Source organism: Nocardioides sp. Bht2, from assembly GCF_047308515.1.
Classification (GTDB): domain Bacteria; phylum Actinomycetota; class Actinomycetes; order Propionibacteriales; family Nocardioidaceae; genus Nocardioides.
The window spans coordinates 1-25,453 of record NZ_JBLBWI010000012.1; the positions used below are offsets into that span (position 1 = coordinate 1).

Here is a 25,453-nt window from a genome sequence, read left to right on the forward strand (position 1 = left end):
CGCCGGCCTGGATGGCTGAGCAGGTACGTCAGCGCGATCCGCACTGCGTCTTCCCGCATTGCGCCCGCAGTTCAGCCGACGCGGACCTTGACCACATCACTGCGTACGACGAGACGGGGCCACCGGGCCAAACCACGCCCGAGAACTTGGCCCCGCTCTGTCGCCGCCACCACCTCGCCAAGACTCACGGCCGCTGGCGCTACCAACGCACCAAAGACGGCAACTACCTCTGGACCGACCACCGCGGACAGACCTGGCTGGTCACCACCGTCGGCACGATCCGACTCGATTGAGCCCATTCGATTGAGCCCATTCGACTGAGCCCACTCCACTGCAGCAAGGCCGAGCCCTCCGGAACCACGCGGTCACCGGAGGTATCGGCGCGCCTCACTCACCAGCAACCGCGGGCGAGGTTGCCTGCGGCGTCGATCAGATCGACGACGCCCGTACAGCCGCTCTTGCACGCTGCCGCGAGCACAACAACCGGAACGCCGCCCCAACGCGATTTGAGGAGAAGCCCCATTCCGTCGACTGCCACCAACCTGATGGCACGGCATCACATCTAGCCACGCGGGGTGGCGGAAACGTCGTCGCCGGTGATCGGGACCGCGTACCAGACGGTGCGGTGCGTCCAGCGACCCGGACCGAGCCGTTTCCCGGAGCAGACCACGATCACCACCTGCTCCTTGCCCCAGCTCCGGAACGCCTTGCGCTGGGGGAAACGCTTGACCGGATAGGACCGGCGCTCGGTCACTCGATAACAGGCCTTCTTCCTGCCAGCAGAGTCGAGGGTGATCACGTCGCCGCGTCGCAGTTTGCGGAGCAGGGTGTTGCCCAACGCGCCGCCACCGGGCCAGGTGTGGGCGTCGAGGATCACCGATCCGCGGCCGTTGGCGGGCTTGGTGTGCGGGTCCCAGCCGACGAGCCGTTTGCCGCGTGCGGTCAAGGGCGGAGTGCCGATCGCACCCGAAGGGGTGCGGGCCACCCGAACCACGTCGAACTTGCGCCGCACGGAGGAGAAGCGGGCCACCTTCGGCCGGAAGGCGGTCGCCGACGTCTCACATGTGTGGCTGCTCGGCGGAGCACCAGCCGCCGCCCCGGTCGGTGCCGGCACGAAGAGTGCCGTACCGACCAAGGCGGCGATCACTGCGCCGACTCGGCGCGCTGGCGGTGAGGACACGGAGGTCAGTTGACCCGTGCGCCGGTGTTCGGAGCGATCGGCAGGGCAGGCTTCTTGCCCTTCACCACGGCCTTCGAGGACTTCGACTCGACAGCAGCGCCGCCGGGGGTGGTGGCCGACGCCGTCGCGACGTTCACGATCTTGCCGCGCCGCACGTCCTTCTTGTGGACGGTGTACTTGGCCGTGCAGACGACCCGCTTACCCGGCTTCAGACCACCGGGCAGGCTCGGGCACTTCACCTTGGGCGTACGGCCCGCGCCGCTGAACTGCTTCTCGTTGATCTTCAACTTCTTCAGCGTCACGTTGCCGGTGTTGGTCACCCGGAAGGTGTAGACGACCTTCTGCCCGGCCTTGGTGAGCTTCTTGGGGTTCGCCTTCTTGACCAGGGCCAGGCCCGGCTTGGCCGGTGCCAGGGTGGTGGCAGCCGTGTTGTTGGCCGGGTTGCCGCGGTCGGTCACGGTGACGGTGTTGGTCACCGAGGTCGTGTCGCTGTGCGCGACGTTGTAGACCAGGGTGAGCTTCTCGCCCACGTCGAGGCCGCGGGCCCCGGCCGGGTCCGGGCGCGAGCAATCGATGTCAGCGATCACGATCGCCGTGCCCACGGCGGGCGTGCAGGTGAACGCCGCGCCGGCACCACTCGCGGTGGCGCTGACCAGGGTGCCGCCAACGGCGCGCGGGTCGGTGATCGTCACGGTGTCACCGGCGACCATGCGCTCGGGACCGTGGTTGGTGACGGTGACGACGTAGCGCACCGGGACGCCTGCCTCGAAGGCCTCGGCGGTGGTCGTCTTGGTCACGCCCAGGTCGTAGTCGCAGGGCGTCCAGGCCAGCGAGACGTTGCCCGCGGTGCCGGCGGCCGGACTGCCCAGGGTCGCCGAGGTGAAGGTCGCCGCGTCGTCGATGAAGCTGGCTCCGCCGCCACCGCCACCACCACCGTGGTTGGGCGCACCGTCGCCCTTGGTGCTGGCGCCACCGCCGGCACCGAAGTAACCGCCACCGCCACCGCCGCCGGTGTCGGCGCCCGGGTCAGGGGCTCCGGTACCGCCGTCGCGACCGACGCCGGCCGAGCCGCTCTGGCCGGGGATCGTGGTGTGGACGCCGCCAGCACCCGGAGCGGCCGCCTGGCCGCCCTGACCGCCGCCGGGGCGGACCGCCGCCGGGTCGGCCGGGTCCACGGTGTCGTCGTCCTGGCCGGCCATACCGTCAGCTCCGGGCGTGACGACGCCGACGGCAGTGGGCACGCCGGCGTCGCCACCGTGGCCGCTGCCGACCACGTGTCCACCGCCCGTGCCGCCGCCGCCGCCGGCGATCGCCAGCAGAGCGCCGTCGAGGGAGATGTCGGTGTAGCCACCTCCGCCACCGCCGTTGTGGGTACCGGCGCCCGCGGTGCCGCCACCGTTGACGCCGCCAGTACCAGCACCACCAGCGCCGCCGACCGTACCGGCGAACACCTGGCCGGGCGAGGCGGGAAGCGAGAAGCTCAGTACCGCGCCCGCGCCTGCGGCGTCGGCGGGGATGGTCTCGCCCGGGTTGGCGACGATCGAGACGCCACCGGCCGCGCCGGCCACGGTGACGTCGACGCCGCAGACGCCGTTGGGGGTCACGAAGGAGAAGGCGCCTGCCGTGGTCTGTTCGGCGTTCACCGGAAGCGGGGCGGGGCCGGCGAAGGAGAGGGGAGAGCTCACCAGGCTGAGGCTTGCCGCCAGCGAGACGACGAGGGCAGGACCGGTCTTTCGGAGGAGCCCGTTCGGTCGAGGAGTTGAGTTCATGTGACCGGACCTTAGGAGCGCCGGGCGGTCTCCCGCTGGAAGTGCCGAAGCCCGCGAAACCGCCCGCACGGGTTCCGGCGAGGGTCGCGAACACCCGCATCGACGGGCCGACGAGCGCCCCTGAAGGGACCGCCGACAGGGGGAGCCTAAGAGCTCGGAGGCAGGGTCGCGGAGAGCCCGGCCGCCCCAGAGCGGCGTACCGGACAGAGGCCTTGGCGCTGTCGGCCCCAGAATCACGTTTGCTCAGCTCAGCAAGGGGTTTCGCAGGATCCGAGGGGCAGATCCGCGCTGGTCGGAAGCAACGGTTGGCGCCGCGATCCGACCTCCGCCGCTCCTTCGCCGTGCTTACCGCCCAGGCCGTCACCGGCTGCCGTGGCGCACCGATCACGGGTGGTGCGGCATGAGCGCTCGGCCGACGCACACCCGCTCCCCATCGGTTGCCGGAGCAGGTTGAATCTTCTCCCGAAAATGACCCCCGAACGGGGGTCGGCGAGCTCTGCGTGAAGCCAACGGAGATGAAGGTCGCCGAGAACCCTGTCACCGAAGGATCGACGTTGCCGGACCGTTCATGTGACGTCCATGTGGCACGCCCGCAACGTTCGGAGCGGCTTCCTAACGTCGGCGTCGTTGAGGGTTCCTGTCGAATCGCAAGGAGCGTTGATGATGTCAACAGCGCGCGACGGCCAACCGGCGCTCAAGGTCCTGGTTGTCAGCGAATCGTTTCTCCCGCAGGTCAACGGCGTCACCAACTCGGTACGTCGCGTTCTCGACCATCTCGCCCGTGAAGGCCACCGTGCCGAGTTGGTCGCGCCGACCGGGCCAGCGAGCTACGCCGGCTTCCCGGTCCATCTGGCACGTGGCACGAAGCTCCCGTTCTACAAGGAGTTCCGGATCGGGTTGGAGACCCGGCGACGGTTGCGCGCCACCATGCTCCGCTTCCAACCGGACGTCGTCCACGTCGCCTCGCCGGCCACCTTGGGCCATCAGGCGGTCCGGGCCGCGGGGGAACTCGGTATCCCCGTGGTCGCGATCTACCAGACGGATCTGGTCGGCTTCGCCATGCAGTACGACCTGCCCGGGGGAGTGCGGGCGATGACGGCGCTCACCCGGCGGATCCATGACCACGCCGACCGCACCTTGGTCCCCTCGACCGCGAGCCTGGACCAACTGACCCACTTCGGGATCCAGCGGCTGGGCCGTTGGCCGCGCGGAGTCGACCTTGACCTCTTCCACCCAGCACGCCGCGACGAAGCCCTCCGTTCTCGGCTGGCGCCGGACGGCGAGCTGCTGGTCGGATATGTGGGTCGCCTAGCACCGGAGAAGGAGCTGGGCCTGCTCCGGCACCTCCGGTCGATTCCCCAGACCCGGTTGGTGATCGTCGGTGGTGGACCGGTCGAGTTCGAACTGCGTAAGGCGCTTCCGGGCGCCGCCTTCCTGGGGGTGCTGCACGGCGAGGAGTTGGCTGCGGCCTATGCCAGCCTCGACCTCTTCGTGCACACCGGCCGCTACGAGACCTACTGCCAGGCGGCTCAGGAGGCGCTTGCCTCCGGGGTGCCGGTGGTGGCGCCGCGCAGTGGTGGACCGATCGACGTGGTGGCCCCCGAAGCGGGCGTGCTCTACCGGCCCGGCGATGCGCAGGCGTTCGCGGCCACGGTCCGCGGGTTGGTCGACGATCCGCTGTTGCGACGCGAGTTGGCGGCCTCGGCCCGGCCCAGCGTCGCGGATCGATCCTGGGCCTCGGTCAACCGGCGACTCGTCGCGCACTATCGCGAGGTGATCGCCGAACGGCGCGGACCTCTCCGGCTCGTGGGATAAGGACGGCGACATGGTCACGATCTCGGTTATCGGTACGGGATACCTCGGCGCCACCCATGCCGCGGGGATGGCGGAGTTGGGATTCGAGGTGATCGGCGTCGACAACGACGCGGCCAAGGTCCGGGCGCTGGCTCGGGGCGAGGTGCCCTTCCATGAACCAGGCCTGCCGGAGCTGTTGCGCCGTCACCTGAGCTCCGGAAGGCTCCGCTTCGCCACCTCGCTGGCCGAGGCCGCCGCGGTGGCCGACCTGCACTTCATCTGCGTCGGCACCCCGGAGGGCGTCGACGGCGCTGCAGACCTGACTGCGGTGCACGGGGTCGTCGATGAGCTCGGGCCGCTGCTGCGCCGCAACGCGCTGGTGGTCGGGAAGTCGACCGTGCCGGTAGGTACCGCACGGGAGTTGAGCCGACGCCTCGAAGCCGTGACCCAGCCCGGCCTCCAGGTGGAGGTGGCCTGGAACCCGGAGTTCCTCCGGGAGGGCCACGGGGTGCACGACACCCTGCACCCGAACCGTTTGGTCTTCGGCTGCGAGGGGCCCGGCGCGGAGTGGCTGCTCCGCGAGGTCTACGCCCGGCCGATCGCGGACGGCGTCCCGGTCGTGGTCACGGATCTGCCGACCGCAGAACTGGTCAAGGTCTCGGCGAACGCCTTCTTGGCAACGAAGATCTCTTTCATCAACGCGATGGCCGAGCTCTGTGAGGCGGCAGGTGCCGATGTCCTCACCCTGGCCACGGCGTTGGGCCACGACGACCGGATCGGTGCCAAGTTCCTCGGCGCCGGGCTCGGCTATGGCGGTGGATGCCTGCCCAAGGACGTGCGGGCGTTGATCGCCCGTGCGCGCGAACTCGGCTCAGGTGAGTCGGTGGCGTTCTTGGCCGGGGTGGAGGAGATCAACCAGCGTCGCCGCGACCGGGTGGTCGCCGAGGCGTTGGAGGTGCTGCGGGGCGGCCCGGGCTGGCGGACCGGGCGGGTGGCGGTGTTGGGCGCGGCCTTCAAGCCGCACTCCGACGACGTCCGCGACTCCCCGGCGCTGGAGGTCGCGCAACGGCTCCATCGGGCCGACGCCTTGGTCACCGTCTTCGATCCTGTCGCTGCGGTCCGGGCGCGTGCGGTGGCACCTCAGTTGCGCTACGCGGCGAACCCGTATGCGGCGTGCCGCAAGGCCGACGTGGTGCTGCATCTCACCGAGTGGCCGGAGTTCGGGCAGTTGGACCCGGCGCGGCTGCGCTCGATCGTGCGACGCCCGATCATGATCGATGCCCGCAACACCCTCGACGCCGGTCGGTGGCTTGCTGCCGGATGGGAGTTCCGCCGCCCGGGTACGACGTTGCCGGTGGCGACCCCGCTGGGGATGGTCGCCGGCTGAGGGTGCGGACTACCGTCCAGAAGGCGTCAGCAGGTGATCGCTGAGGTCGCCGATCAGATCGAGCAGCGAGTAGTCGCGGGTGGCGAAGTGCCAGGTGCCATCGCCGTCCCGGGCGAAGGTGTCGTGGTACCGGCCCGAGCAGATCGGCTGGAGCGGCAATGCCGGCGTGGCCTGGAAGACGGTGTAGTACGAGCGACAGTTCGCGGTCCCGGCTGCTTCGTCGACCTCGATGATCGGGTTGCTGATCACGTGCTTGGTCCGCGGAGTGCCGCAGGGGTGGATGCGGACGTTCTGCTGCCACAAGGCCAGCATCGGGGCGCTGCCCTGAACCCGGCGGTCACCGGCCAGCCGGACCTCGGCGCGGGCGAAGAGGTCGGCGGCTGCGACGAGGTCACCACCGTCGATGGCTTCGGCGTAGCGGTAGAGCAGGTTGGCGATCGCGACGGCGGAGTTCATAGTGTGACGCTAGCCACGAGTCCCGGCAGCGGGTCTAGGATTTCCGCTCAGCGGCACGGCCGGCACACAGCGCCGCGGAAGGTACGGGCCCGGAATCAGATCGGGCAGACCAGGGCCGCGGCTTCGTCGAGCGTGTCGACGAGATGGATCTGCTGTTCCATCGGGCGCCCCTTGGCCAGGTTCGCCAACAGCGGCCACACCGGCAGCGTCCGGGTCCAGTGCTGGACCCCGACGAGCACCATCTTCGCCACCGATGACTCATCCGCGTAGTAGTTCTCGCAGGCGTCCTGGAAGACCTCCTGCACGGTGCCCGCAGCGCCGGGGAGGAAGACGATGCCGCGGTTGCAGATCTGCAACAGGATCGCTTCCCGGGTGGAGTTCTTGAAGTACTTGGCGATCGCGGTGGCGAACGGGTTTGGCGGCTCGTGCCCGTAGTGCCAGGTCGGGATCCCCAACGACTCCTCGCCGTCGGGGAACTCGTCGAGAACCTCGAAAGCGACCCGCGCCCATCCGCCGACGTCGGGGGTGAAGCTCGGGATCAGGCTGAGGTCGTCCACCGCGCGGGTCAGCTCAGCCGCGCTGCGCCGAGCCATCCAGGCCCCCAGGTTCGCAGCCTCCATGGCGCCCGGGCCACCGCCGGTCACGACGGTGGCGCCGCCGCGGGTGAGCAGCCGACCGAGTTGGGCGGCCTGCAGGTAGCCGGCCTCGCCGCGCACCGCGGCGTGCCCTCCCATCACGCCGACCAGTTCACGCCCGATCGTCCAGTCCGCCAGGGCTTCGTCGATCGCCAGGTCGTGCAAGGTGGTCGCCAACGCGGACTCGCGACTCTGGTGGGCGCGGGTCCAGCCGTAGGCACGGGCGTCGAAGCTGTGCTGGTAGTCAGCGGAGTCGTAGAGGTCGCGGGGCGCGTAGAGCAGCGATCGGTAGGTGTCGACGGGAGAGCCGGGAACCTCGGGAAAGACGATCGCGCCGCGGGACCTGATCGACTGCTCGTCGCCCGGCGCGAACCGGCAGCCGAGGAAGAGCGCCCCGGCAACTGCGCAGCGCCGCAGGATCGAGGACCTCTGGGAGAGGTCGACGCTGAGCAGTTGCCAGCCGGTCATCGAGCTGACGCCGACGCTGGTGCGACGATCGAACTCGGCGAGCGTTCCGATCTCCACCACTTGACCACGACGTGCACGCATGGCGCAGACGTTAGCGGGCCAGGGCTACCAGCAGTGCGCGGCCACCTCCCCGAAGAGGGCGTCGGCGTCGGCGATCGCCGGGTCGAGGCCACGCCGCACGAACCAGGTGCAGAGGTTGACGCAGTCGCGGTGCAGGAAGTCGAAGCCGTTGAGGTTGCCGGCCAGGTCGACGGCCTGCGGGAGATCGATGATGACCAGGCGTTCGCCCGCGGCCAGGATGTTGTACGGCGACAGGTCGCCGTGCGCGACGCCGTCCTGGGCCAGGGTGATCAGTGCCGCACGTAGCTGGTCGAACCACACCTGCAGTAGGTCCGGCGAGGGCCGGGTCTGCGCGAGTCGCGGTGCCGGCAGCCCATCGTGTTCGATGAACTCCATCAGGATCTCGGTCCCGTCGATCTGGACCGGGTAGGGGACCGGGAGCCCCGCACTCCACAGCCGGGTGAGTGCCTGCCACTCGGCGTTGGCCCACTGCGCAGCGGCAAGCTCCCGGCCGTAGGTGCTGCCGGCCTTGATCGCCCGGGCATCGCGGGAGCGCCGCGTCGACCAGCCTTCGGTGTAGGTGGCACTGCGATGGAAGGTGGAGTGCTCGCGGGCGCGGTAGCGCTTTGCGGCCATCACCACCGACGGTCCACCGGCGACGGCGCGTTCGAGCAGATGGACGTCGGCTTCCTTACCGGTCTTGAGGATGCCGAGCTCGGTGTCGATGGCTGCCTGCGAGGTGATCACCCAGTCGGGGCGCGGTTGCGGGCCCCTGCAGAGGGGTTCCACGGCCAACCAGGTGGACCAGCGCTGGCCCTGTTCGGCGAGGTCGTCGAGCGGGCGGAAGTCGAAACGGAAGTCAGGGTTGATCTCGTCCTGAGACAAGGGAGGTGCTCCAGAGGTGTGAGAGGTGGTCTGCGGACAGGCCAGAGACAGTGGGCTGCATGTCACGGCTCCTCTCGAACTGGGCACGACGCCTCGTCGTACGCTTCACCGGCAACCTTGCGCCAGCGGTCCGGCTCAGGGCAAACGATTTTCTGGAGAGCCGATGAACCTTTGCTTCGACGCCGTCGACCTGCGGGTCGTGCACGGATCGGCGACCGCTGCTGCGGTGGCCGGCGTCCAGGAGCTCGACTACGCGAACCTGTTGGAACAGGTCGGGGCGGTGGCTGGGCTCTTCCACGGACTGGGCACGGAGAACGAGACGGTCCTGGGCGTCGCGGTGGCCGACCCGTTCATCGAACTGCTCACCCTGTTGGCCGGTGCCCGGCTCGGCGCCACCGTGGTCTCGCTCGACGACGTGGCGCGGCTCGAGGCGTACCGCCCGACCCTTGTGGTGAGCGACGCGCTGCTCGATTTCGCCGGTCACGAGCCGCGCGCCACGGTCCTGATCGGTGTCGAGCCCGCCGACCCACAGCGCGACATCACCTGGGAGATGGGGCTGCGGGCAGGCAGGACCAAGCCGGCCGGTGCGGCGGTGGTCCGCGGTGACCAGCTCGCCTACGTCCTCGACGGCGAGGTGACGGTGGCTGAGGCCGCCGACGACCAGAGCCGTTACGGGGCATGGCTCCGCCTGCTGCGGTCCGGACAGCCGATCGAACTGGGGACCTCGGCTTGAGGACGCCTCTCGTCCGCCGGGCCGCGGCGTTCGTCGCAGTCGGCGCGTTGGCTCTGGGCGGCGTCGCCGCTGCGGAGCCGCCGACACCGACCGTCGGTGCCGCCGGGATCGGCGACCCGTACTTCGCGGAGGCGGGCAACGGTGGCTACGACGTCACCAGTTACCGGATCTCGCACACCATGCGGTTGAAGACCGGGCGGCTCCGGGGGCAGACCCAGATCCGAGCTCGGGCCGAGCAGGCCTTGCGTAGCTTCAACCTCGACTTCCTGTTGCCGGTGACCTCGGTGACGGTCAACGGCGTCAAGGCCCGCTTCAGCCGTCCCAGCAAGCACGAACTGCGGGTGACCCCGTCAACGGTCCTCGCTGCCGGAGCCTCGTTCCGGGTCGTGGTCGGCTATCGCGGCAAGCCGGGCGAGTATCGCTGGCGTGGCGAGCGGGCCTGGCTGGCCGACAAGCACGAGGTCGTCGCGATGGGCGAGCCGCAGATCGCCGCCTGGTGGTTCCCCAGCAACGACCACCCGCGGGACAAGGCCACCTTCGACATCTCGATCCGGGTGCCGCGTGGCCAGCAGGCGATCGCCAACGGGCGGTTGGTGAGCAAGAAGAAGACCAGGCACTGGACGACGTGGCGTTGGCGGGCCAAGGAGGAGATGGCGCCGTACCTGGCCTTCTTCGCCGCCGGTCACTTCGAGTTGGAGCGCGGCCGGACCAGCGACGGCACCCCGTGGGTCAACGCCGTCTCCGAACAGCTGCGCCCAGCGAGCCGCCGCGGTGCCCTGAAGTTCCTGCGTCGAACCCCGTCGGTGATCGCGTGGCTGGAACGGCGGCTCGGTCCCTACCCGTTCGCTGACGCCGGTGGTGTGGTCACCTCGCTCAACACCGGCTTCGCCCTGGAGAACCAGACCCGGCCGACCTACCCCGAGCTCTACGACTGGAGGCATGGCGGCGGTCTGCTCGCCCACGAGCTCGCGCACCAGTGGTTCGGTGATCTGGTGGCGGTGCAGAACTGGCGCGACATCTGGTTGAACGAGGGTTTCGCCGGCTATTTCGGCGACCTCTACGACGCCGGCCGCTCACTGAGCGCGGAGAGTTCGGCTGTGATGTTGAGCCAGCGGTGGCAGTGGCTGGGCACCGACCCCTCCTTCTGGGCGGTCGACATCGCGAACCCTGGCCCGAAGCAGCTGTTCAACCAGCAGGTCTACGTGCGCGGTGCGCTCGCGGTCGCGGCGTTGCGGCAACGGATCGGCGACCACGACTTCTGGCGGCTGCTGCGGAGTTGGCTGACCGGGCGCTCGCACGGAAGCGTGGCGGAGTTCGAGGCGTTGGCCGCCGAGATCTCGGGCCAGGACCTGGACAGCTTCTTCGACGCCTGGCTCCGCGCGGACCGTCGTCCGGCCAAGACGGTGGAGAACGGGCTGGTCGCACCACCCACCTGAGAGGATGGGCCGGTGAGTGCACCCCGCGACATCGTCATCCTCGGTTCCACCGGCTCGATCGGTACCCAAGCCCTCGATCTGGTCCGCGCCAACCCGGGTCGGTTCCGGGTGGTGGGGCTGACCGCCGGTGGCAGCAACCCCGAGCTCTTCGCGGCCCAGGTCGCCGAGTTCGCCCCGGGGTTCTCCGGGCTGGGGGAGCAGGCTTCGGTCGAGGCCGCCTCGATCCCGTGTGACGTGGTGCTGAACGGGGTGACCGGTGCGGTCGGTCTTCGCCCGACGTTGGCCGCGCTCGAAGCGGGCAACACGTTGGCGCTGGCGAACAAGGAGTCGCTGATCATCGGCGGCCCGGTGGTGAAGCGGATCGCGGGCCCGGGACAGATCGTCCCGGTCGACTCCGAGCACAGCGCGATCGCCCAGAGCCTGCGTGCCGGACGGGCCGACGAGGTCCGCAAGCTGGTGCTGACGGCGTCAGGCGGTCCGTTCCGGGGCTACACCCGCGAGCAGTTGGCCGACGTCACCCCGCAGCAGGCGTTGGCGCACCCGAACTTCGCGATGGGCAAGGTGATCACCACCAACTCGGCGACCCTGGTCAACAAGGGGCTGGAGGTGATCGAGGCGCATCTGCTCTTCGACGTGCCGTTCAGTGCGATCGACGTGGTGGTCCACCCGCAGCAGTACATCCACTCGATGGTCGAGTTCATCGACGGCGCCGTGGTCGCCCAGCTCGGTCTGCCGACGATGCTGGTCCCGATCGGGATGGGCCTGGCCTGGCCGGAGCGGGTGCCGGACGCGGAGACCCCGATCGACTGGACGAAGGCGGCCGACTGGCGCTTCGAGCCGCTCGACGACGGCGTCTTCCCGGCGATCACCCTGGCCCGGCAGGCCGGCGAGCTCGGCGGCACCGCGCCCGCCGTGTACAACGCCGCCAACGAGGTCTGCGTCGAGGCGTTCCACGACGGTCGGCTCTCGTTCCCGGGGATCGTCTCCACGATCGAGCGTGTTCTTTCCGGTCACGACGTAGGCTCGATGGCGAACCTCACCGTCGACGACGTCCTGGCTGCTGACGCCTGGGCCCGCGACCAGACCGAACGATTGATCCAGGGGGCCGCCCGATGAGCGTGCTGTTCTACACGCTGGGGGTACTCGTCTTCGCCGCCGCGATCGTGATCTCGATCGGGTTGCACGAGGCGGGCCATATGTTCTGGGCCAAGCGCTTCGGCGGCAAGGTCACCCAGTTCTTCGTGGGCTTCGGCAAGACGGTCTGGTCCAAGCGGATCGGCGAGACCGAGTACGGCTTCAAGGCGATCCCGCTCGGTGGCTTCGTCAAGATCATCGGCATGTTGCCGCCCGACCGGAACGGTCATCTGCGGCAGAGCAACACCGGCATGTTCACCCAGTTGGTCTCGGATGCACGCGCTGCCGAGTGGGAGCTGGTCGGGGACACCGACCACGATCGGCTCTTCTACAAGATGAGTTGGTGGAAGAAAGCCATCGTGATGGCGGCCGGGCCGCTGGTGAACATCGCGATCGCCTTCGTGATCTTCGGTGCGCTCTTCGCCACCTATGGCAACATCGGCGACCCGCGGACGCTGCCCGAGGTGGCTGGCGTCAGCAAGTGCGTGGTGCCCTACAGCGAGTCCGGCCGGGCCTGTACCGAGGACGACCCGGTCAGTCCGGCAGCCAAAGCGGGGTTGGAGAACGGCGACAAGTTCGTCTCGTTCAACGGCACCCGGATCGAGGACTGGGCACAGCTCTCCTCGCTGATCCGGGGCAACAACAACGGCGAAGCCGAGATCGTGGTGAGCCGCGACGGCGAGCTGGTCACCCTGCACACGAACACCCTGGTCACCGCCCGGCCGAAGTCGGCCGAGGACACCACCCAATCGCAGGTCGGTTTCCTCGGGGTGAACCCGGTGGTGGAGCCGACCACCGGAGGCCTGGGGTACACGGTCGGCCAGATGGGCGAGATGACGCTCAACACCGTCGAGTCGTTGGCCAGCCTGCCGAGCAAGGTGTTCGACGTCGGTCAGGCGATCGTCGGGATGGAGGAGCGTGATCCCGAGGGCCCGATGAGCGTGGTCGGTGGCGGCCGGATCGCGGGTGAGACGGCGGCCAGCGAGGCCTTCCCGTTCCAGGAGAAGGCCGTCTTCCTGCTGATGCTGATCGCTGGCTTCAACTTCTTCATCGGCATGTTCAACTTCGTGCCGCTGCTGCCGCTCGACGGCGGCCACATCGCGGGTGCGCTGTGGGAGGCGCTGCGGCGGGGCTGGGCCAAGCTCCGGCGTCGTCCCGACCCGGGCTATGTCGACGTCGCGAAGCTGCTTCCGGTGGCCTATGTCGTGGCCGGTGCGTTCCTGGTGATGAGTGTGGTGCTCATCGTGGGCGACTTCGTGGTGCCGATCAGCATCAACAGTTAGCGACCCTCCTCTCTCCGCTGAGCGGGAGAGCGATGCCCTGGGCATCGTTCTCCCGCTTTTTGCATCTGTCCACCTGGTGAGCAGAGCGGAGGAATCGGACATCCTGCGATTAAAGTCGATCAAGTTAATCAACTTTGCCAAGAATTGAGGAACCCCATGAACCTGCGCGCCACCCTCGGCGGCCTCGCTGCCCTCGTCACCGTTGCTGCTGGGGCCACCGCGTGCTCCTCGGGCGAAAGCTCCGCCACCGCCGACGACGGTCGGCTGAAGGTGGCCGTCGTGCTCGGCGGTCTCGCCAACGACGGTGGCTTCAACCAGTACGCCGCCGACGCGCTCAACGCCCTGGAGAAGGAGGGCCTCCTCGACGCGCAGATCCGGGAGTCGGTGGTCAACCCCGCCGACGCCGAGCCGATCTTCCGGCAGTTCGCCGCCGAGAAGTACGACCTGGTGATCGGCTGGGGCCTCGGCTTCTCCGACTCGGTCTTCAAGGTCGCCGAGGAGCTCCCCGAGACGCACTTCGTCGCGACCGGGAGTAGCGACATCCTGGAACGCTCCACCGCCAACGTGGAGACCTGGAGCTACGCCTTCGACGAGGTCGGTTACCTCACCGGCTGGGTGGCCGGGAAGTCCCAGCTCTCGCCGGTCGCCGTGGTCGACGGTGAACTCGCGCCCTTCAACGAGCTCAGCTACCGCTACCTCAGCGTCGGCCTGAAGGCCGCGAATCCTTCGGCACGTGAACTGAAGCCGGTCTTCACCGGCAGCTGGGAGGACCCGAAGCTCGCCCACCAGGCCACCAAGGCTCAGATCGCGGCGGGCGCCAAGCTGGTGGTGACCGGGGCCGAGGGGTTCACCTCCGGGGTGCTCGCGGCCGCCGAGGACGGCGGGATCGCCACGTTCGGGGCCTCCGACGGTTCCAGCCAGAATGCGGCCAAGGTGAACATCGGGCTGGTCAAGCTCGACTTCACGCCGACCCTGCGGCTGATCGTCGACCGTCTCGATGACGACACCTTCGGTAAGACCAGCTACGAGTCGACGATCGCCAACCGGGGCTTGATCCTGGCCGACTTCCACGCGGTGCAGGCCGCGCCGGAGCTGCCCGCCGACATCGAGGGCCAGGTGGAGAAGTTGGCCGCCGACCTCGCCGACGGCACCGTCACCATCCCCGAGGTGCGTTGACCATGTCGGCCCTCTCCCTGCGTGGCGTCGGCAAACGCTACGGCGAGCACTGGGCGCTGCGCGACGTCGACCTGGAGCTGGCTCCGGGCCGGGTCCATGCGGTGGTCGGCGCGAACGGCGCCGGCAAGTCGACCCTGGTGAATGTGATCGCGGGGCTGGAGCCCCCCAGCTCCGGTGCGTTGTTGCTCGACGGTGTGCAGCGCCGGTTGTCGGGGCGGAGCGCCGCGCTGCGACACGGCATCGGGCTGGTCGCCCAGCAGCTCAGCCTGGTCGAGACGATGACCCTGGCCGAGAACCTTGCGCTGGCCAGCCCCGAGTTCCGGGTCCGACGCCGCCGTGCCCGGGCTCGGCTGCTGGAGACCGCGGAACGGGTCGGCGTCCGGGTCGCGCCGGACCGACCGGTGGCCGAGCTCAGTGTGGCCCAGCGGCAGCTCGGCGAACTCACCATCGCGCTGGCCCAAGGAGCCCAGGTGCTCCTGCTCGACGAGCCGACCTCGGCGATCGGGCCGCATCAGGTCGGTGGGCTCTTCGAGCAGGTACGGAAGATCGCCGACGACGGTGCAGCCGTCGTCCTGGTCACGCACCGGCTGCCCGAGGTGCGCGACGTCGCCGACGACGTCACCGTGCTGGCCCAGGGGAGGATCACTCTGCAGGGCCGGGTCAGCGACTTCGGTGACGCCGAGCTGGTCACCGCGATGGTCGGCAGCGTGCCCGCGGTGGAGCGGTCCGTCGGGGATCGCACGCCGGGGCCGGCCCGCCTTGAGATGCGTTCCCTGACCGCCCGCGCTGATGCGAGCCACGGCGTCACCGATCTCGACCTGACCGTGCGCGGCGGTGAGGTCCTCGGCGTGCTCGGGGTCGCCGGCAACGGCCAGCGTGAGTTGGCCGACGCCGCGGCCGGTCACCTGGTGCCCCGCCACGGCGAGGTGCTGGTGGACGGGGTGCCGGTGACCGGCCGTCCGGCGGTCGCCCTGCAGCGGGGCCTCGGCTATCTGCCCGAGGATCGGAGCCGTTTCCTCCTGGCCGAGGCGCCGCTCTGGGGTTCGGCGATCGCCCGTCGCCTGCATGCGCGGGAGTTCGGTGGCCGGGCGCGGCTCGACAAGCGGGCAGCTCGGCGCTACGCGGACCGGCTGATCGCGGCCTTCGACGTCCGGCCGACCGATCCGAACCTCGGCGCCGGCTCCCTCTCCGGTGGCAACCAGCAGAAGCTGGTGCTCGGCCGCGAAGTGGACGCGACGCCCGCTGTGGTGGTGCTGCACGGACCTACCCAGGGGCTCGACCTGCATGCCGCGGCACTGCTGCGCGGCACGGTCCGCAGGGTCGCGGACGACGGCGCCGCCGTGTTGCTGATCTCTGCTGAGTTCGACGAGGTGGAGGCGCTGGCGGACCGCGTCGTCGTGCTGAGCGGTGGCCGCATCGTCGATGAGTTCCCGATCGCGGAGTGGGACCTGCAACGGGTCGGCGCCGCGATGGCCGAGGCTCACCGAGCGGCGCCGGGAGCACCCGACACGTGGCGGGCCGCGTGATGAGTGTCGGCGTACTCGAACAGGTGCGCTCGCGGCGAACTGCACTGATCCTGGGCTACCTGGTCGCCGCGGTGGCCGCGCTCGCTGCGTTGGTGCTCGCGACCGGGGGATTCGTGGACACCGCCATGCTGGGTTGGTATCGCGGCGCCTTCGGCACCGGCTTCAACCTGGTGCAGACGCTGGCCTACGCCACCCCGCTGGTCCTGATCGGGCTGGGCGTGGCGCCGGCGCTGCGGGCTGGCGTGATCACCGTCGGCGCCGAGGGCCAGCTGGTGATGGGAGCCATCGCCGCGGCCTGGATCGCCCTGAACCTGGACGGACTCCCGCCGATCCTGGCGCTGCCGCTCGGCGCGGTCGGCGGTGCGGCGGCAGGTCTGGGCTGGGCGCTGGTGGCCGGCTTCGCGCGGGTGCGCTGGGGAGTCAACGAGATCCTCTTCACCCTGCTCGCCAACTACCTGGCCGGCTATCTGTTGGCCTATCTGCTGCGGACCAGCCTCCGCGACCCGGCGAGCACCGGGACGCCCAAGTCGCCGGTACTTCCGGATGCCGCACTGCTGCCGATCCTGCCGTTGCCCGGCCGGCTCCATGTGGGTGCGCTGCTGGTGGTCGGCCTGGTCGTACTGGCCTGGTACTGGCAACGGACCCGGTCGTCGTTCCTGGTCGATCTGCACGGCGCCCGTCCGGAGTTGGCAGCCCGGCTGGGGCTGAGCTCGGGCCGGGCTGTGCTGACCACCTTCGCGGTCTCGGGTGCTGCTGCCGGCCTCGCCGGCTGGATGCAGTTGGCCGGGGTGGACGGACGGTTGCAGCCCGCCGTCAGCGCCGGCGTCGGGTTCGCCGGGATCGCTGTCGCGGTACTCGGTGGGTACCGGCCGCTCGGGATCGTGCTGGCCGCCATCGCCTACGCCTCCTTGACCACCGGCGGCAACGGGATCCAGATCGCCACCGGCACGGTCCCGGCCTCGATCGGCACCGTCGGTCAGGGCGTGTTGCTGCTCACCGCCGCGCTGGTGGTCGGGGTCCGGCAGGTACTTCCGGCCGTCGCGACCCGACGTGAGCGCGCCGTGCAGGAGGTCCGATGACCGACCTGACCTTCTGGACCGCGGTGATCGCCGGTGCATTCACCCTCTGCGTCCCGGTGGTGCTCGCCGGACTCGGCGAGATCATCCTCGAACGCAGCGGCGGATTCAACGTCGGCATCGAGGGGATCATGTTGCTGGGTGCGGCATCCGGCGTTGTCGGCGCACTCCAGGGTGGCTTCGTCATGGGGCTGCTCAGTGGCGTCGCCGCCGGAGCCCTGCTCGGCTTCCTGCTCGGCGCCGCCACCGCCTGGGGGCGTGCCGACATCATCGTCTCCGGTATCGCTGTCGGCCTGCTCGGCAGCGGTTTGAGCATCGCCGTCTACCAGGCGCTGGCCCCCGCCGGGTCGGGGAACCGGATCGCTCCGGTCCAGCCCCACCTCGCCCTCGACTGGCTGCGAGCGGTGCCCCTGGTCGGTACCGGGATCGCCGACGCCGGCCCGCTCTTCGGGCTGACCCTGCTCCTGGTCGGGCTGGTCTGGTGGTTCCTACGCCAGACCCGCCTCGGGCTCCGGCTGATCGCCGTCGGCGACGACGAGGCTGTCGCCGCGGTACGCGGCATCCGCGTCCGCGAGGTACGGCTCGGCGCGGCCGTCGTCGCCGGTGCCTTCGCGGGCCTCGGTGGCGCGGCGGTACCGCTCAGCGACATCGGCAGCTTCACCCCGCAGATGACCGGCGGTACCGGCTTCATCGCACTGGCCGTGGTGATCATCGCCCGACGCCACCCCGGGGGACTTCTTGCCGGGGCGCTGCTCTTCGCCGTCTTCAACTCGCTCGCCCTGTTGTCGCAGACCCGCGACGTCGAACTACCGGTCGAGCTCTATCAAGCCCTGCCCTACCTGGCGACCTTGTTCGTGCTGATCGTGACCGCTCGGCGGCGCACGGCACTGCACGCCCGCAGCCTCGCCAGTCCTGCCTGACCCACCCCGAACGCACCGCGACGAGGTCACGGTGCCGCCCCTAAGGAAGTCACATGTCTGCCCCGACCAGCCCCTACCCGTTCAGCGACCTCGAACAGCGCCTGCTCAGCGACATCGACAAGTTGGCGTCGGAGTTCGCTCTCCGCGCCCCGGAGCTCGACGCTGCGGCGGAGTTGCCGATCGAGAACCTCCACGCCCTGCACGCTGCCGGGATCGACCGGGCGTTCCTGCCCCGAGCCCTCGGCGGCGACGGGATCAGCTACCTCGCCTTCGGCGAGATCGTTCGCACCCTCGCCGCGGCCTGCCCGTCGACGGCCACGATCTGGGTGATGCACTCCGGGGCGGGGATCGGACTCGCCCAGCTCACCCGCGACAGCCAGGGCACGTTCTTCGCCGACGAGTTCCTGGCCGGCAAGCGGTTCGCCAACGCGCTCAGCGAACCGACCAGCGGCAACCAGTTTCTCAACCCGCAGCAGGCCGCAGAGCCGGTGCCGGGCGGCTTCCGCCTCGACGGCGCCAAGCGGTTCGTCTCGGGGAGCGAGGTCGCCGACTATCTCCTCGTCAACGCCTCGGTGGCCGGGGAACCGGCGTTCTTCGCGGTGATCCCGGACGAGACCGTCTCGATCATCCCGATCTGGGACACCCTGGGTCTGCGCGCCACCCGCAGCCAGTTGCTCTCCTTCGAGGCGACCGTCCTTCGCGCCGAACTGCGTGGCCGGGCGATGGGTCCTGGGGACATCAACCCGATCGGGGCGGGGCTGCCGATGATCTCCCTCGGCATCGCCGACGCCGCGCTCGCTGCGGCGGTCGCGCATGCCCAGCAGCGGATCATCCTCGACGCACCGTTGAGCCACCAGCAGTGGGTGCAGCACGAGATCGCCGACGTCCATGCGCGCCTGGAAGCCGCGCATGCGTTCACCCAGATCGCCTTGTGGCGCAGCGAATCGGGAGACCCGGGGGCCCTGGGTGCGCTCGGCACAGCGAAGTATCTGGCCAACAAGATCGCCGTCGACGCCGCCCAACTCGGGGTGCGGATCGGGGGAGGGTCAGGCTTCCTGCGGAGCTCGCCCATCCAGCGTCATCTCCGCGATGCCCAAGCAGGACAGCTGATGGCGCACTCCACCGAGGTGCTGGCCACCCTGATCGGCCAGCAGGTGCTCGGCGTCGCCCAGGTAGGTGCCTGATGTCGCGACCACGGATGATCTTCAACGCCTTCAACATCTTCTCCGCCTCCCACCACGACCAGGGCATGTGGGCCTGGCCCACCTCACGGCAGTTGGAGTACAACTCCTTCGACTACTGGGTCGATGTCGCGCGACTGTTGGAGCGTGGCCACTTCGACACCCTCTTCTTCGCCGACGTGTTGGCTCCGTACGAGACGTTCTCGAACTCGCGCGAGCTCGCGGTCCGCAGCGGAATGCAGTTCCCGATCAACGACCCCGGCGAGCTGATCCCGGCGTTGGCCTACGCCACCAGTGATCTCGGCTTCGTGCTCACCCAGAACATCCTCCAGGAACCGCCGTACACCTTCGCCCGCAAGATGTCGACGCTCGACCACCTCACCCGGGGCCGGATCGCCTGGAACATCGTGACCACCTTCCTGCCTGGGGCCGGACGGAACCTGGGCCTGGGCGGACTGCCGGAGCACGAGGACCGCTACGCCCGCGCCGACGACTTCACCGACGTCGTCTACAAGCTCTGGGAGGCGTCCTGGGAGGACGACGCGGTGCTGCGGGACCGCGTCACCAAGCAGTACAGCGATCCGGCGAAGATCCACCAGATCGACCACGTCGGTCCGTTCTACGACGTCACCGGTCCGCATCTGTGCGAACCGAGCCCGCAACGCACCCCGTTCCTGGTCCAGGCAGGGGTCTCGCCGCGGGGCAGGGCATTCGCCGGGCGCAACGCGGAGGCACTGTTCATCAACTCGCTCGACCCGGCGTCCGCGGCCCCGGTGGTGGCCGACGTTCGCCGGGCCGCGGAACAGGCCGGTCGGCGCCGCGACAACGTGAAGCTGTTGGCGATCCTCGGTTTCGTGGTCGGCTCGACGGAGGAGGAGGCGCGCCGTCTGCACGAGGAGATCACCGATTTCCAGTCGATCGAGGCGAACCTCGCCAAACAGAGCGTCTTCCTGGGCCATGATTTCAGCCAGTACGACCCGGTGGAGCCGATCTCGGAGATCGCGCGCCGCCCCGAAGGCCGACAGGGGATCCTCGGCGAGCTGATCGCGATGTCTCCACGCACGGACATCACCGTCGGCGAACTGGTCCGTTGGTACGGAAACCTGCGGGTGGTCGGCACCCCGGAGCAGATCGCCGATCAGATCGAGGCCTGGCAGGACGCCGGCGTCGACGGGCTGAACGTGCAGTACGTCACCTCGCCGGGAACCTTCGAGGATTTCGTGGACCAGGTGGCCCCGGTACTCCGTTCGCGTGGCCTGATGCAGGACCGGTACGGCGAGGGCACGCTGCGCGAGAAGATCTTCGGTCAGGGGCCGTTCCTGCCCGACGAGCACCGGGCTCGGGGCTTCCGGCGGGCGGCCTGGGGTGACGGCTCGTAGACTGGGACCATGACCTCGATCTCCCTCGGCATGCCCGCAGCACCGCCTCCGGTGCTCGCACCTCGACGCACCACCCGCCAGATCCAGGTCGGCAAGGTCGGGGTGGGCAGCGACCACCCGATCTCGGTGCAGTCGATGACGACGACGCTCACCTCGGACGTCAACTCCACGCTGCAGCAGATCGCCGAACTCACCACCGCGGGTTGTGACATCGTCCGCGTCGCCTGCCCCTCGCAGGACGACGCCGAGGCGCTGCCGGCGATCGCCAAGAAGTCCCAGATCCCGGTCATCGCCGACATCCACTTCCAGCCGAAGTACGTCTTCGCGGCGATCGAGGCGGGCTGCGCGGCGGTCCGGGTGAACCCGGGCAACATCAAGAAGTTCGACGACCAGATCAAGGAGATCGCCAAGGCGGCCTCCGACCATGGCACCTCGATCCGGATCGGCGTCAACGCCGGTTCGCTCGACAAGCGGCTGCTGGAGAAGTACGGCAAGGCCACGCCGGAGGCGTTGGTGGAGTCGGCCGTCTGGGAGGCGAGCCTCTTCGAGGAGCACGGCTTCCGCGACTTCAAGATCTCGGTCAAGCACAACGACCCGGTCGTCATGGTCCGTGCCTACGAACTGCTCGCCGAGGCCGGCGACTGGCCGCTGCACCTCGGCGTCACCGAGGCCGGCCCGGCGTTCCAGGGCACCATCAAGTCGGCGACCGCCTTCGGTGCGCTGCTCTCGCGTGGCATCGGCGACACCATCCGGGTCTCGCTCTCGGCCCCTCCGGTCGAGGAGGTCAAGGTCGGCATCCAGATCCTGGAGTCGCTGAACCTGAAGCCGCGCCGGCTGGAGATCGTCTCCTGCCCGTCCTGTGGCCGGGCCCAGGTCGACGTCTACACCCTGGCCGAGCAGGTCACCGCAGGCCTTGACGGCCTGGAGGTTCCGCTGCGGGTCGCCGTGATGGGCTGCGTCGTCAACGGTCCCGGTGAGGCCCGGGAGGCCGACCTCGGTGTCGCCTCGGGCAACGGCAAGGGTCAGATCTTCGTCAAGGGCGAAGTGATCAAGACCGTGCCCGAGTCCAAGATCGTGGAGACCCTGATCGAAGAGGCGATGCGGATCGCCGAGTCGATGGAGCCGGTCGAGGGCGCGGAGCCGAGCGTCTCCGTCTCCTGACCCGCGGCGCTCAGGCGCCGGCACCCCACATCGCGGCGACATGCCGGATGTCGGTGCCGCAACAGCCACCGAGCACTTCGAGTTCGCCGAACGCGTCGAGGAGTGGCCGCTGGTCGGCGGCGAGCCCTGCGGGGTCGCCGTCGTCCAGGGTCTCCATCTGATCCAGCTCCGCATGGCTCATCGCCGAGGCGTTGCAGCGCAGGCCGCCGATCCGACTCCGCCAGGCGCCCTCGTCGAGGCCACGCAGCACGTGGCTGGGATGGGCGCAGTTGATCAGGTAGTGCGCCGGGGGAGCGACCTCGTCGACGGCGGCGACGGCGTCGGCCAACGTGGTGCCGTCCGGGAGCCGCCCATCGGTCTCGACGGTGAAGCCGATCGCCACCGGCAGCCCGACGGCGTCCGCCGCCCAGACGACCCCGATCGCCTCGCCGACCTCGGTCAGGGTGAGTGCGGTGGCCCGGTGCGCCCCGGCCGCCACGAACGACTGCAACTGTGCCCGGTGGTACTCCGCCGCTCGTTCCGGCTCTACCGGGCCGGCGCTGCGGTATCCGTCTCCCCGGGGACCGACGATGCCGCCCACCTGCCACCCGGGGAGGTCGGCGGCGTGCTGCTCGGCCAGGTCGGCGAGCAGATCCACCGCGGCCCGATTGACGGCGTCCAAGGTGGCGGTGTCGTAGCCGAGCAGCGCGCCGTGGTCCGGATTGGCCCGCCAGGTCGGTGTCTCCAGCAACAAGGGCGTACCCAGTGCAGCGGCGAGCCGCAGGTAGTCGAGGTAGTAGGCGTCCAGCACTGCCCGGCCCTCGGCGGAGTCGAGCAGCGGGAAGGCGGCGAACTCGGGTAGATCGACGCCACGTAAGAAGATCAGGTCGGTCTCCAGACCGCCGTCGGTGAGATATCTGGTCGGCATCGCGGTGCCTTTCGCACAGTTCCCGCCGTCACTGCCGCGACGGATCGCCTCGCAGTCTCCAGCGCACACCTGACCCGGCGGTGCGGTCAACCCCCATGGAGGGGCGATGACCTAGGGTCTGAGCGTGTCGTCCTCCCAGAGCGTTCGTGTCCTCGGGCCCAGCGACATGCTCGAGTTCATGGCCCTGGTCGACCGCGACCCGGTGGTCAACGTCTTCGCCGGGCATCGGGCGCGGTTGACCACCTTGGAGCCGCGTTGGCTCGGCGGAGAGGTGTGGGGCCGTTTCGTGGACGGCGAACTGAGTTCGGCCCTGCACGTCGGAGCCAACCTGGTGCCGATCAACTTCGGTCCCGACGACGCCGAGGCCTACCTGGGTCAGGCTCTTGACGACCGCCGTGGTGTCGCCACGATCGTCGGCCCCCAGGACGCCGTCGAGCAGCTCTGGACGGGACTTCGGCCGCGGTGGGGCCCGGCGCGCGAGGTGCGCCGCGGTCAGCCGCACCTCGAGATCGCCCACGCGCCACTCGTCCCGTTCGACCCCCGGGTGGCGCCGACCGGGCGCAACGAGCTCGACCTGGTCTATCCGGCCTGTGTCGCGATGTACACCGAAGAGGTGGGCGTCTCGCCCGAGCAGGACGGTGGCTCGGACCTCTATCGGGCGCGGGTCGCGCAGTTGATCGCCCGCGGCTGGCAGTTCTCGCTGATCGAGGACGGTCGGGTCGTCTTCAAGGCCGAGGTCGCCTGCGCGACCGCGCGCGCCGCGCAGATCCAAGGGGTCTACGTGGTCCCTGATCGGCGCGGTGGCGGGTTGGCCACCAGCGGGATGGCGGCGGTGGTGGAGTTGGTCCGGCGTACCATCGCCCCGGTCGTCTCGCTCTACGTCAACGACTTCAACGTCTCCGCGCGCGCCGTCTACGCGAAGGTGGGCTTCGTCGAGACGGCACGGTTCACCACCGTGATGTTCTGAGCAGCGACCCGGCGTGACCCGCGAAAGCGGAGCCCGGGCCCGGGGCCGATAACCTTGGCGCCATGAGTTCGCAGATCCTCCGGATGTCGCAGTTGTTCGCCCGCACGCTTCGGGAGGACCCTGCCGACGCCGAGGTGCCCAGCCACCGTTTGCTCGTCCGCGCCGGTTACATCCGACGCTCCGCGCCGGGCGGTTACACCTGGCTGCCGCTGGGTCTTCGGGTACTGAACAACGTGGAGCGGATCGTCCGCGAGGAGATGGACGCGATCGGTGGCCAGGAGGTGCGCTTCCCGGCGCTGCTGCCGCGCGAACCTTATGAGGCCACCAACCGGTGGACCGAGTACGGCGACAGCCTCTTCCGCCTCCAGGACCGCAAGGGCGCCGACTACCTGCTCGGCCCCACCCACGAAGAGATGTTCACCCTGGTGGTGAAGGACCTCTACTCCTCGTACAAGGACCTCCCGGTCATCCTGTACCAGGTGCAGACCAAGTACCGCGACGAAGCGCGTCCGCGGGCCGGTCTGCTCCGGGGGCGCGAGTTCATCATGAAGGACTCCTACTCCTTCGACACCACGGACGCCGGCTTGGACGCCTCCTACGCCGCTCACCGCGCCGCCTACATCCGGACTTTCGACCGACTCGGTTTCGACTACGCGATCGTGAAGGCGACCTCGGGGGCGATGGGCGGCTCGAAGTCCGAGGAGTTCCTGGCGCGCGCCGACGTCGGCGAGGACACCTACGTCCGCTGCACCACCTGCGACTACGCCGCGAACGTAGAAGCGGTGCAGGTCCGTGCGCCCGAGGCGTTGGACTTCTCGTCCGCTCCCGCGGCACACGCCGAACAGACCCCGGACACCCCGACCATCGACTCGTTGGTCGCGCACCTGAACGAGAAGTTCCCCCGCGACGACCGTCCCTGGGCGGCCGGGGACACCCTGAAGAACGTGCTGGTCGTGCTCAAGCACCCGGACGGCACCCGGGAGCCGCTGGCGATCGGTATCCCTGGCGACCGCGAGGTCGACCAGAAGCGGCTCGAGGGCCAGTTGGAGCCGATCGAGGTCGAGCCGATGGACGAGGCGGAGTTCGCCAAGCACCCGGCGCTGGTCAAGGGCTACATCGGTCCCGGTGTGCTCGGCGAGGAGTCGGCGACCAAGATCCGCTACCTGCTCGACCCGCGGATCGTGGCCGGTACCCGCTGGGTGACCGGTGCCGACGTCGCCGGCCAGCACGTGATCGACCTGGTCGCGGTCCGTGACTTCCAGGGCGACGGCACCATCGAGGCCGCCGAGGTCCGTGACGGCGACGCCTGCCCGTCCTGCACCGAGGGCGTGTTGGAGTCGGCGCGCGGCATCGAGATGGGCCACATCTTCCAGCTCGGCCGCAAGTACGCCGAGGCGCTCGACCTGAAGGTGCTCGACGAGAACGGCAAGCTGGTCACCGTCACGATGGGCTCGTACGGGATCGGCGTCTCGCGGGCCGTGGCCGCGATCGCCGAGGACAACAACGACGAGCTCGGCCTGATCTGGCCCCGCGAGATCGCTCCGGCCGACGTGCACGTGGTCGCCGCCGGTAAGGACCCGGCTCTCTTCGAGGCAGCCGAGAAGCTCTCCGCTGAGCTGGCCGCCGCCGGCGTCACCGTGATCTACGACGACCGGACCGGAAAGATCAGCCCCGGAGTGAAGTTCAAGGACGCCGAGCTGATCGGCATCCCGACCATCCTCGTGGTCGGCAAGGGCCTGGCCGACGGCGTGGTCGAGATCAAGGACCGCCGCTCCGGAGACCGCGCCGAGGTCGCCGTCAGCGACGCCGTTTCCACCCTCCTGGAGACCCTCCGCTCCTGAAGCCCCCCGGGCGATAGTCCCTGACGAAAAGCCCCTCTTTCTGACCGAAAGAGGGGCTTTTCGTTCGGCAGCGCCAGTTCGGCGAGGCGCTGCCGAACG

At 69.5% G+C, this 25,453-nt stretch carries 22 protein-coding genes; 16 read left to right on the plus strand and 6 right to left on the minus strand.

What is annotated here, in order from left to right; all coding sequences use genetic code 11:
- On the plus strand, positions 1-293 hold a 293-nt coding region (locus ACLM5J_RS14600; RefSeq protein ID WP_413657167.1), incomplete at its 5' end, for an HNH endonuclease signature motif containing protein.
- 269 nt (positions 294-562) lie between these two features.
- On the opposite strand, the gene ACLM5J_RS14605 is transcribed toward ACLM5J_RS14600, so the two are convergent.
- Both ACLM5J_RS14605 and ACLM5J_RS14610 read right to left on the minus strand, forming a co-directional pair.
- Positions 563-1,180, minus strand: a complete 618-nt coding sequence (locus ACLM5J_RS14605; RefSeq protein ID WP_413657168.1) for a class F sortase — start codon at positions 1,178-1,180, stop codon at positions 563-565.
- A 5-nt stretch (positions 1,181-1,185) separates the two neighbouring features.
- Positions 1,186-2,865, minus strand: coding sequence for a hypothetical protein (locus ACLM5J_RS14610; protein WP_413657169.1), 1,680 nt, complete (start codon positions 2,863-2,865; stop codon positions 1,186-1,188).
- Positions 2,866-3,612: 747 nt separating this feature from the next.
- Here ACLM5J_RS14610 and ACLM5J_RS14615 point away from each other — a divergent pair.
- Both ACLM5J_RS14615 and ACLM5J_RS14620 read left to right on the plus strand, forming a co-directional pair.
- Positions 3,613-4,764, plus strand: coding sequence for a glycosyltransferase family 4 protein (locus tag ACLM5J_RS14615; protein ID WP_413657170.1), 1,152 nt, complete (start codon positions 3,613-3,615; stop codon positions 4,762-4,764).
- A 10-nt stretch (positions 4,765-4,774) separates the two neighbouring features.
- Positions 4,775-6,130, plus strand: coding sequence for a UDP-glucose dehydrogenase family protein (locus ACLM5J_RS14620; protein ID WP_413657171.1), 1,356 nt, complete (start codon positions 4,775-4,777; stop codon positions 6,128-6,130).
- 9 nt (positions 6,131-6,139) lie between these two features.
- Here the strand turns inward: ACLM5J_RS14620 and ACLM5J_RS14625 are convergent, their stop codons facing one another.
- From ACLM5J_RS14625 to ACLM5J_RS14635, 3 genes are all read right to left on the minus strand, one after another.
- Positions 6,140-6,586, minus strand: coding sequence for a nuclear transport factor 2 family protein (locus tag ACLM5J_RS14625; protein ID WP_413657172.1), 447 nt, complete (start codon positions 6,584-6,586; stop codon positions 6,140-6,142).
- 95 nt (positions 6,587-6,681) lie between these two features.
- A complete protein-coding gene (locus ACLM5J_RS14630; RefSeq protein WP_413657173.1) occupies positions 6,682-7,770 on the minus strand; it encodes an LOG family protein in 1,089 nt (362 codons plus the stop codon).
- 24 nt (positions 7,771-7,794) lie between these two features.
- Positions 7,795-8,634, minus strand: coding sequence for a serine protein kinase RIO (locus ACLM5J_RS14635; RefSeq protein ID WP_413657174.1), 840 nt, complete (start codon positions 8,632-8,634; stop codon positions 7,795-7,797).
- 163 nt (positions 8,635-8,797) lie between these two features.
- Between ACLM5J_RS14635 and ACLM5J_RS14640 the strand changes: the two genes are divergently transcribed.
- From ACLM5J_RS14640 to ispG, 11 genes are all read left to right on the plus strand, one after another.
- Positions 8,798-9,367: a hypothetical protein gene (locus ACLM5J_RS14640; RefSeq protein ID WP_413657176.1), complete on the plus strand. Its 570-nt coding sequence runs from the start codon at positions 8,798-8,800 to the stop codon at positions 9,365-9,367.
- On the plus strand, positions 9,364-10,803 hold the full coding sequence (locus ACLM5J_RS14645) for a M1 family metallopeptidase (RefSeq protein WP_413657177.1): 1,440 nt from the start codon (positions 9,364-9,366) through the stop codon (positions 10,801-10,803). The genes ACLM5J_RS14640 and ACLM5J_RS14645 overlap by 4 nt, the downstream gene beginning before the upstream one ends.
- Before the next feature lie 12 nt (positions 10,804-10,815).
- Entirely contained in the window at positions 10,816-11,919 is a 1,104-nt protein-coding gene (gene dxr / locus ACLM5J_RS14650; RefSeq protein ID WP_413657178.1) for a 1-deoxy-D-xylulose-5-phosphate reductoisomerase, read from the plus strand.
- Complete coding sequence (locus ACLM5J_RS14655; protein WP_413657179.1) at positions 11,916-13,220, plus strand: M50 family metallopeptidase; 1,305 nt, start codon at positions 11,916-11,918, stop codon at positions 13,218-13,220. The genes dxr and ACLM5J_RS14655 overlap by 4 nt, the downstream gene beginning before the upstream one ends.
- Before the next feature lie 156 nt (positions 13,221-13,376).
- The gene (locus ACLM5J_RS14660; protein ID WP_413657180.1) at positions 13,377-14,396 is read left to right on the plus strand and encodes a BMP family ABC transporter substrate-binding protein; all 1,020 of its coding nucleotides are present in this window, start codon (positions 13,377-13,379) and stop codon (positions 14,394-14,396) included.
- Between the two features lie 2 nt (positions 14,397-14,398).
- On the plus strand, positions 14,399-15,922 hold the full coding sequence (locus tag ACLM5J_RS14665; protein WP_413657181.1) for an ABC transporter ATP-binding protein: 1,524 nt from the start codon (positions 14,399-14,401) through the stop codon (positions 15,920-15,922).
- The gene (locus tag ACLM5J_RS14670; protein WP_413657182.1) at positions 15,922-17,001 is read left to right on the plus strand and encodes an ABC transporter permease; all 1,080 of its coding nucleotides are present in this window, start codon (positions 15,922-15,924) and stop codon (positions 16,999-17,001) included. The genes ACLM5J_RS14665 and ACLM5J_RS14670 overlap by 1 nt, the downstream gene beginning before the upstream one ends.
- Positions 16,998-17,918, plus strand: coding sequence for an ABC transporter permease (locus ACLM5J_RS14675; RefSeq protein ID WP_413657184.1), 921 nt, complete (start codon positions 16,998-17,000; stop codon positions 17,916-17,918). Before ACLM5J_RS14670 ends, ACLM5J_RS14675 begins: the two co-directional genes overlap by 4 nt.
- 53 nt (positions 17,919-17,971) lie before the next feature.
- The gene (locus ACLM5J_RS14680) at positions 17,972-19,102 is read left to right on the plus strand and encodes an acyl-CoA dehydrogenase family protein (protein WP_413657185.1); all 1,131 of its coding nucleotides are present in this window, start codon (positions 17,972-17,974) and stop codon (positions 19,100-19,102) included.
- On the plus strand, positions 19,102-20,478 hold the full coding sequence (locus ACLM5J_RS14685) for an LLM class flavin-dependent oxidoreductase (RefSeq protein ID WP_413657186.1): 1,377 nt from the start codon (positions 19,102-19,104) through the stop codon (positions 20,476-20,478). The genes ACLM5J_RS14680 and ACLM5J_RS14685 overlap by 1 nt, the downstream gene beginning before the upstream one ends.
- Before the next feature lie 9 nt (positions 20,479-20,487).
- Positions 20,488-21,639 (plus strand): flavodoxin-dependent (E)-4-hydroxy-3-methylbut-2-enyl-diphosphate synthase, encoded by a 1,152-nt coding sequence (gene ispG / locus ACLM5J_RS14690; RefSeq protein WP_413657187.1) that lies wholly within the window; start codon positions 20,488-20,490, stop codon positions 21,637-21,639.
- 10 nt (positions 21,640-21,649) lie between these two features.
- On the opposite strand, the gene ACLM5J_RS14695 is transcribed toward ispG, so the two are convergent.
- Positions 21,650-22,546 (minus strand): homocysteine S-methyltransferase family protein, encoded by an 897-nt coding sequence (locus tag ACLM5J_RS14695; protein ID WP_413657188.1) that lies wholly within the window; start codon positions 22,544-22,546, stop codon positions 21,650-21,652.
- A gap of 124 nt (positions 22,547-22,670) precedes the next feature.
- On the opposite strand from ACLM5J_RS14695, the gene ACLM5J_RS14700 reads away from it, so the two are divergent.
- Together ACLM5J_RS14700 and ACLM5J_RS14705 are read left to right on the plus strand one after the other, a co-directional pair.
- Positions 22,671-23,513, plus strand: coding sequence for a GNAT family N-acetyltransferase (locus tag ACLM5J_RS14700; RefSeq protein WP_413657189.1), 843 nt, complete (start codon positions 22,671-22,673; stop codon positions 23,511-23,513).
- Positions 23,514-23,575: 62 nt separating this feature from the next.
- On the plus strand, positions 23,576-25,354 hold the full coding sequence (locus tag ACLM5J_RS14705) for a proline--tRNA ligase (RefSeq protein ID WP_413657190.1): 1,779 nt from the start codon (positions 23,576-23,578) through the stop codon (positions 25,352-25,354).
- Positions 25,355-25,453: the final 99 nt, after the last annotated feature.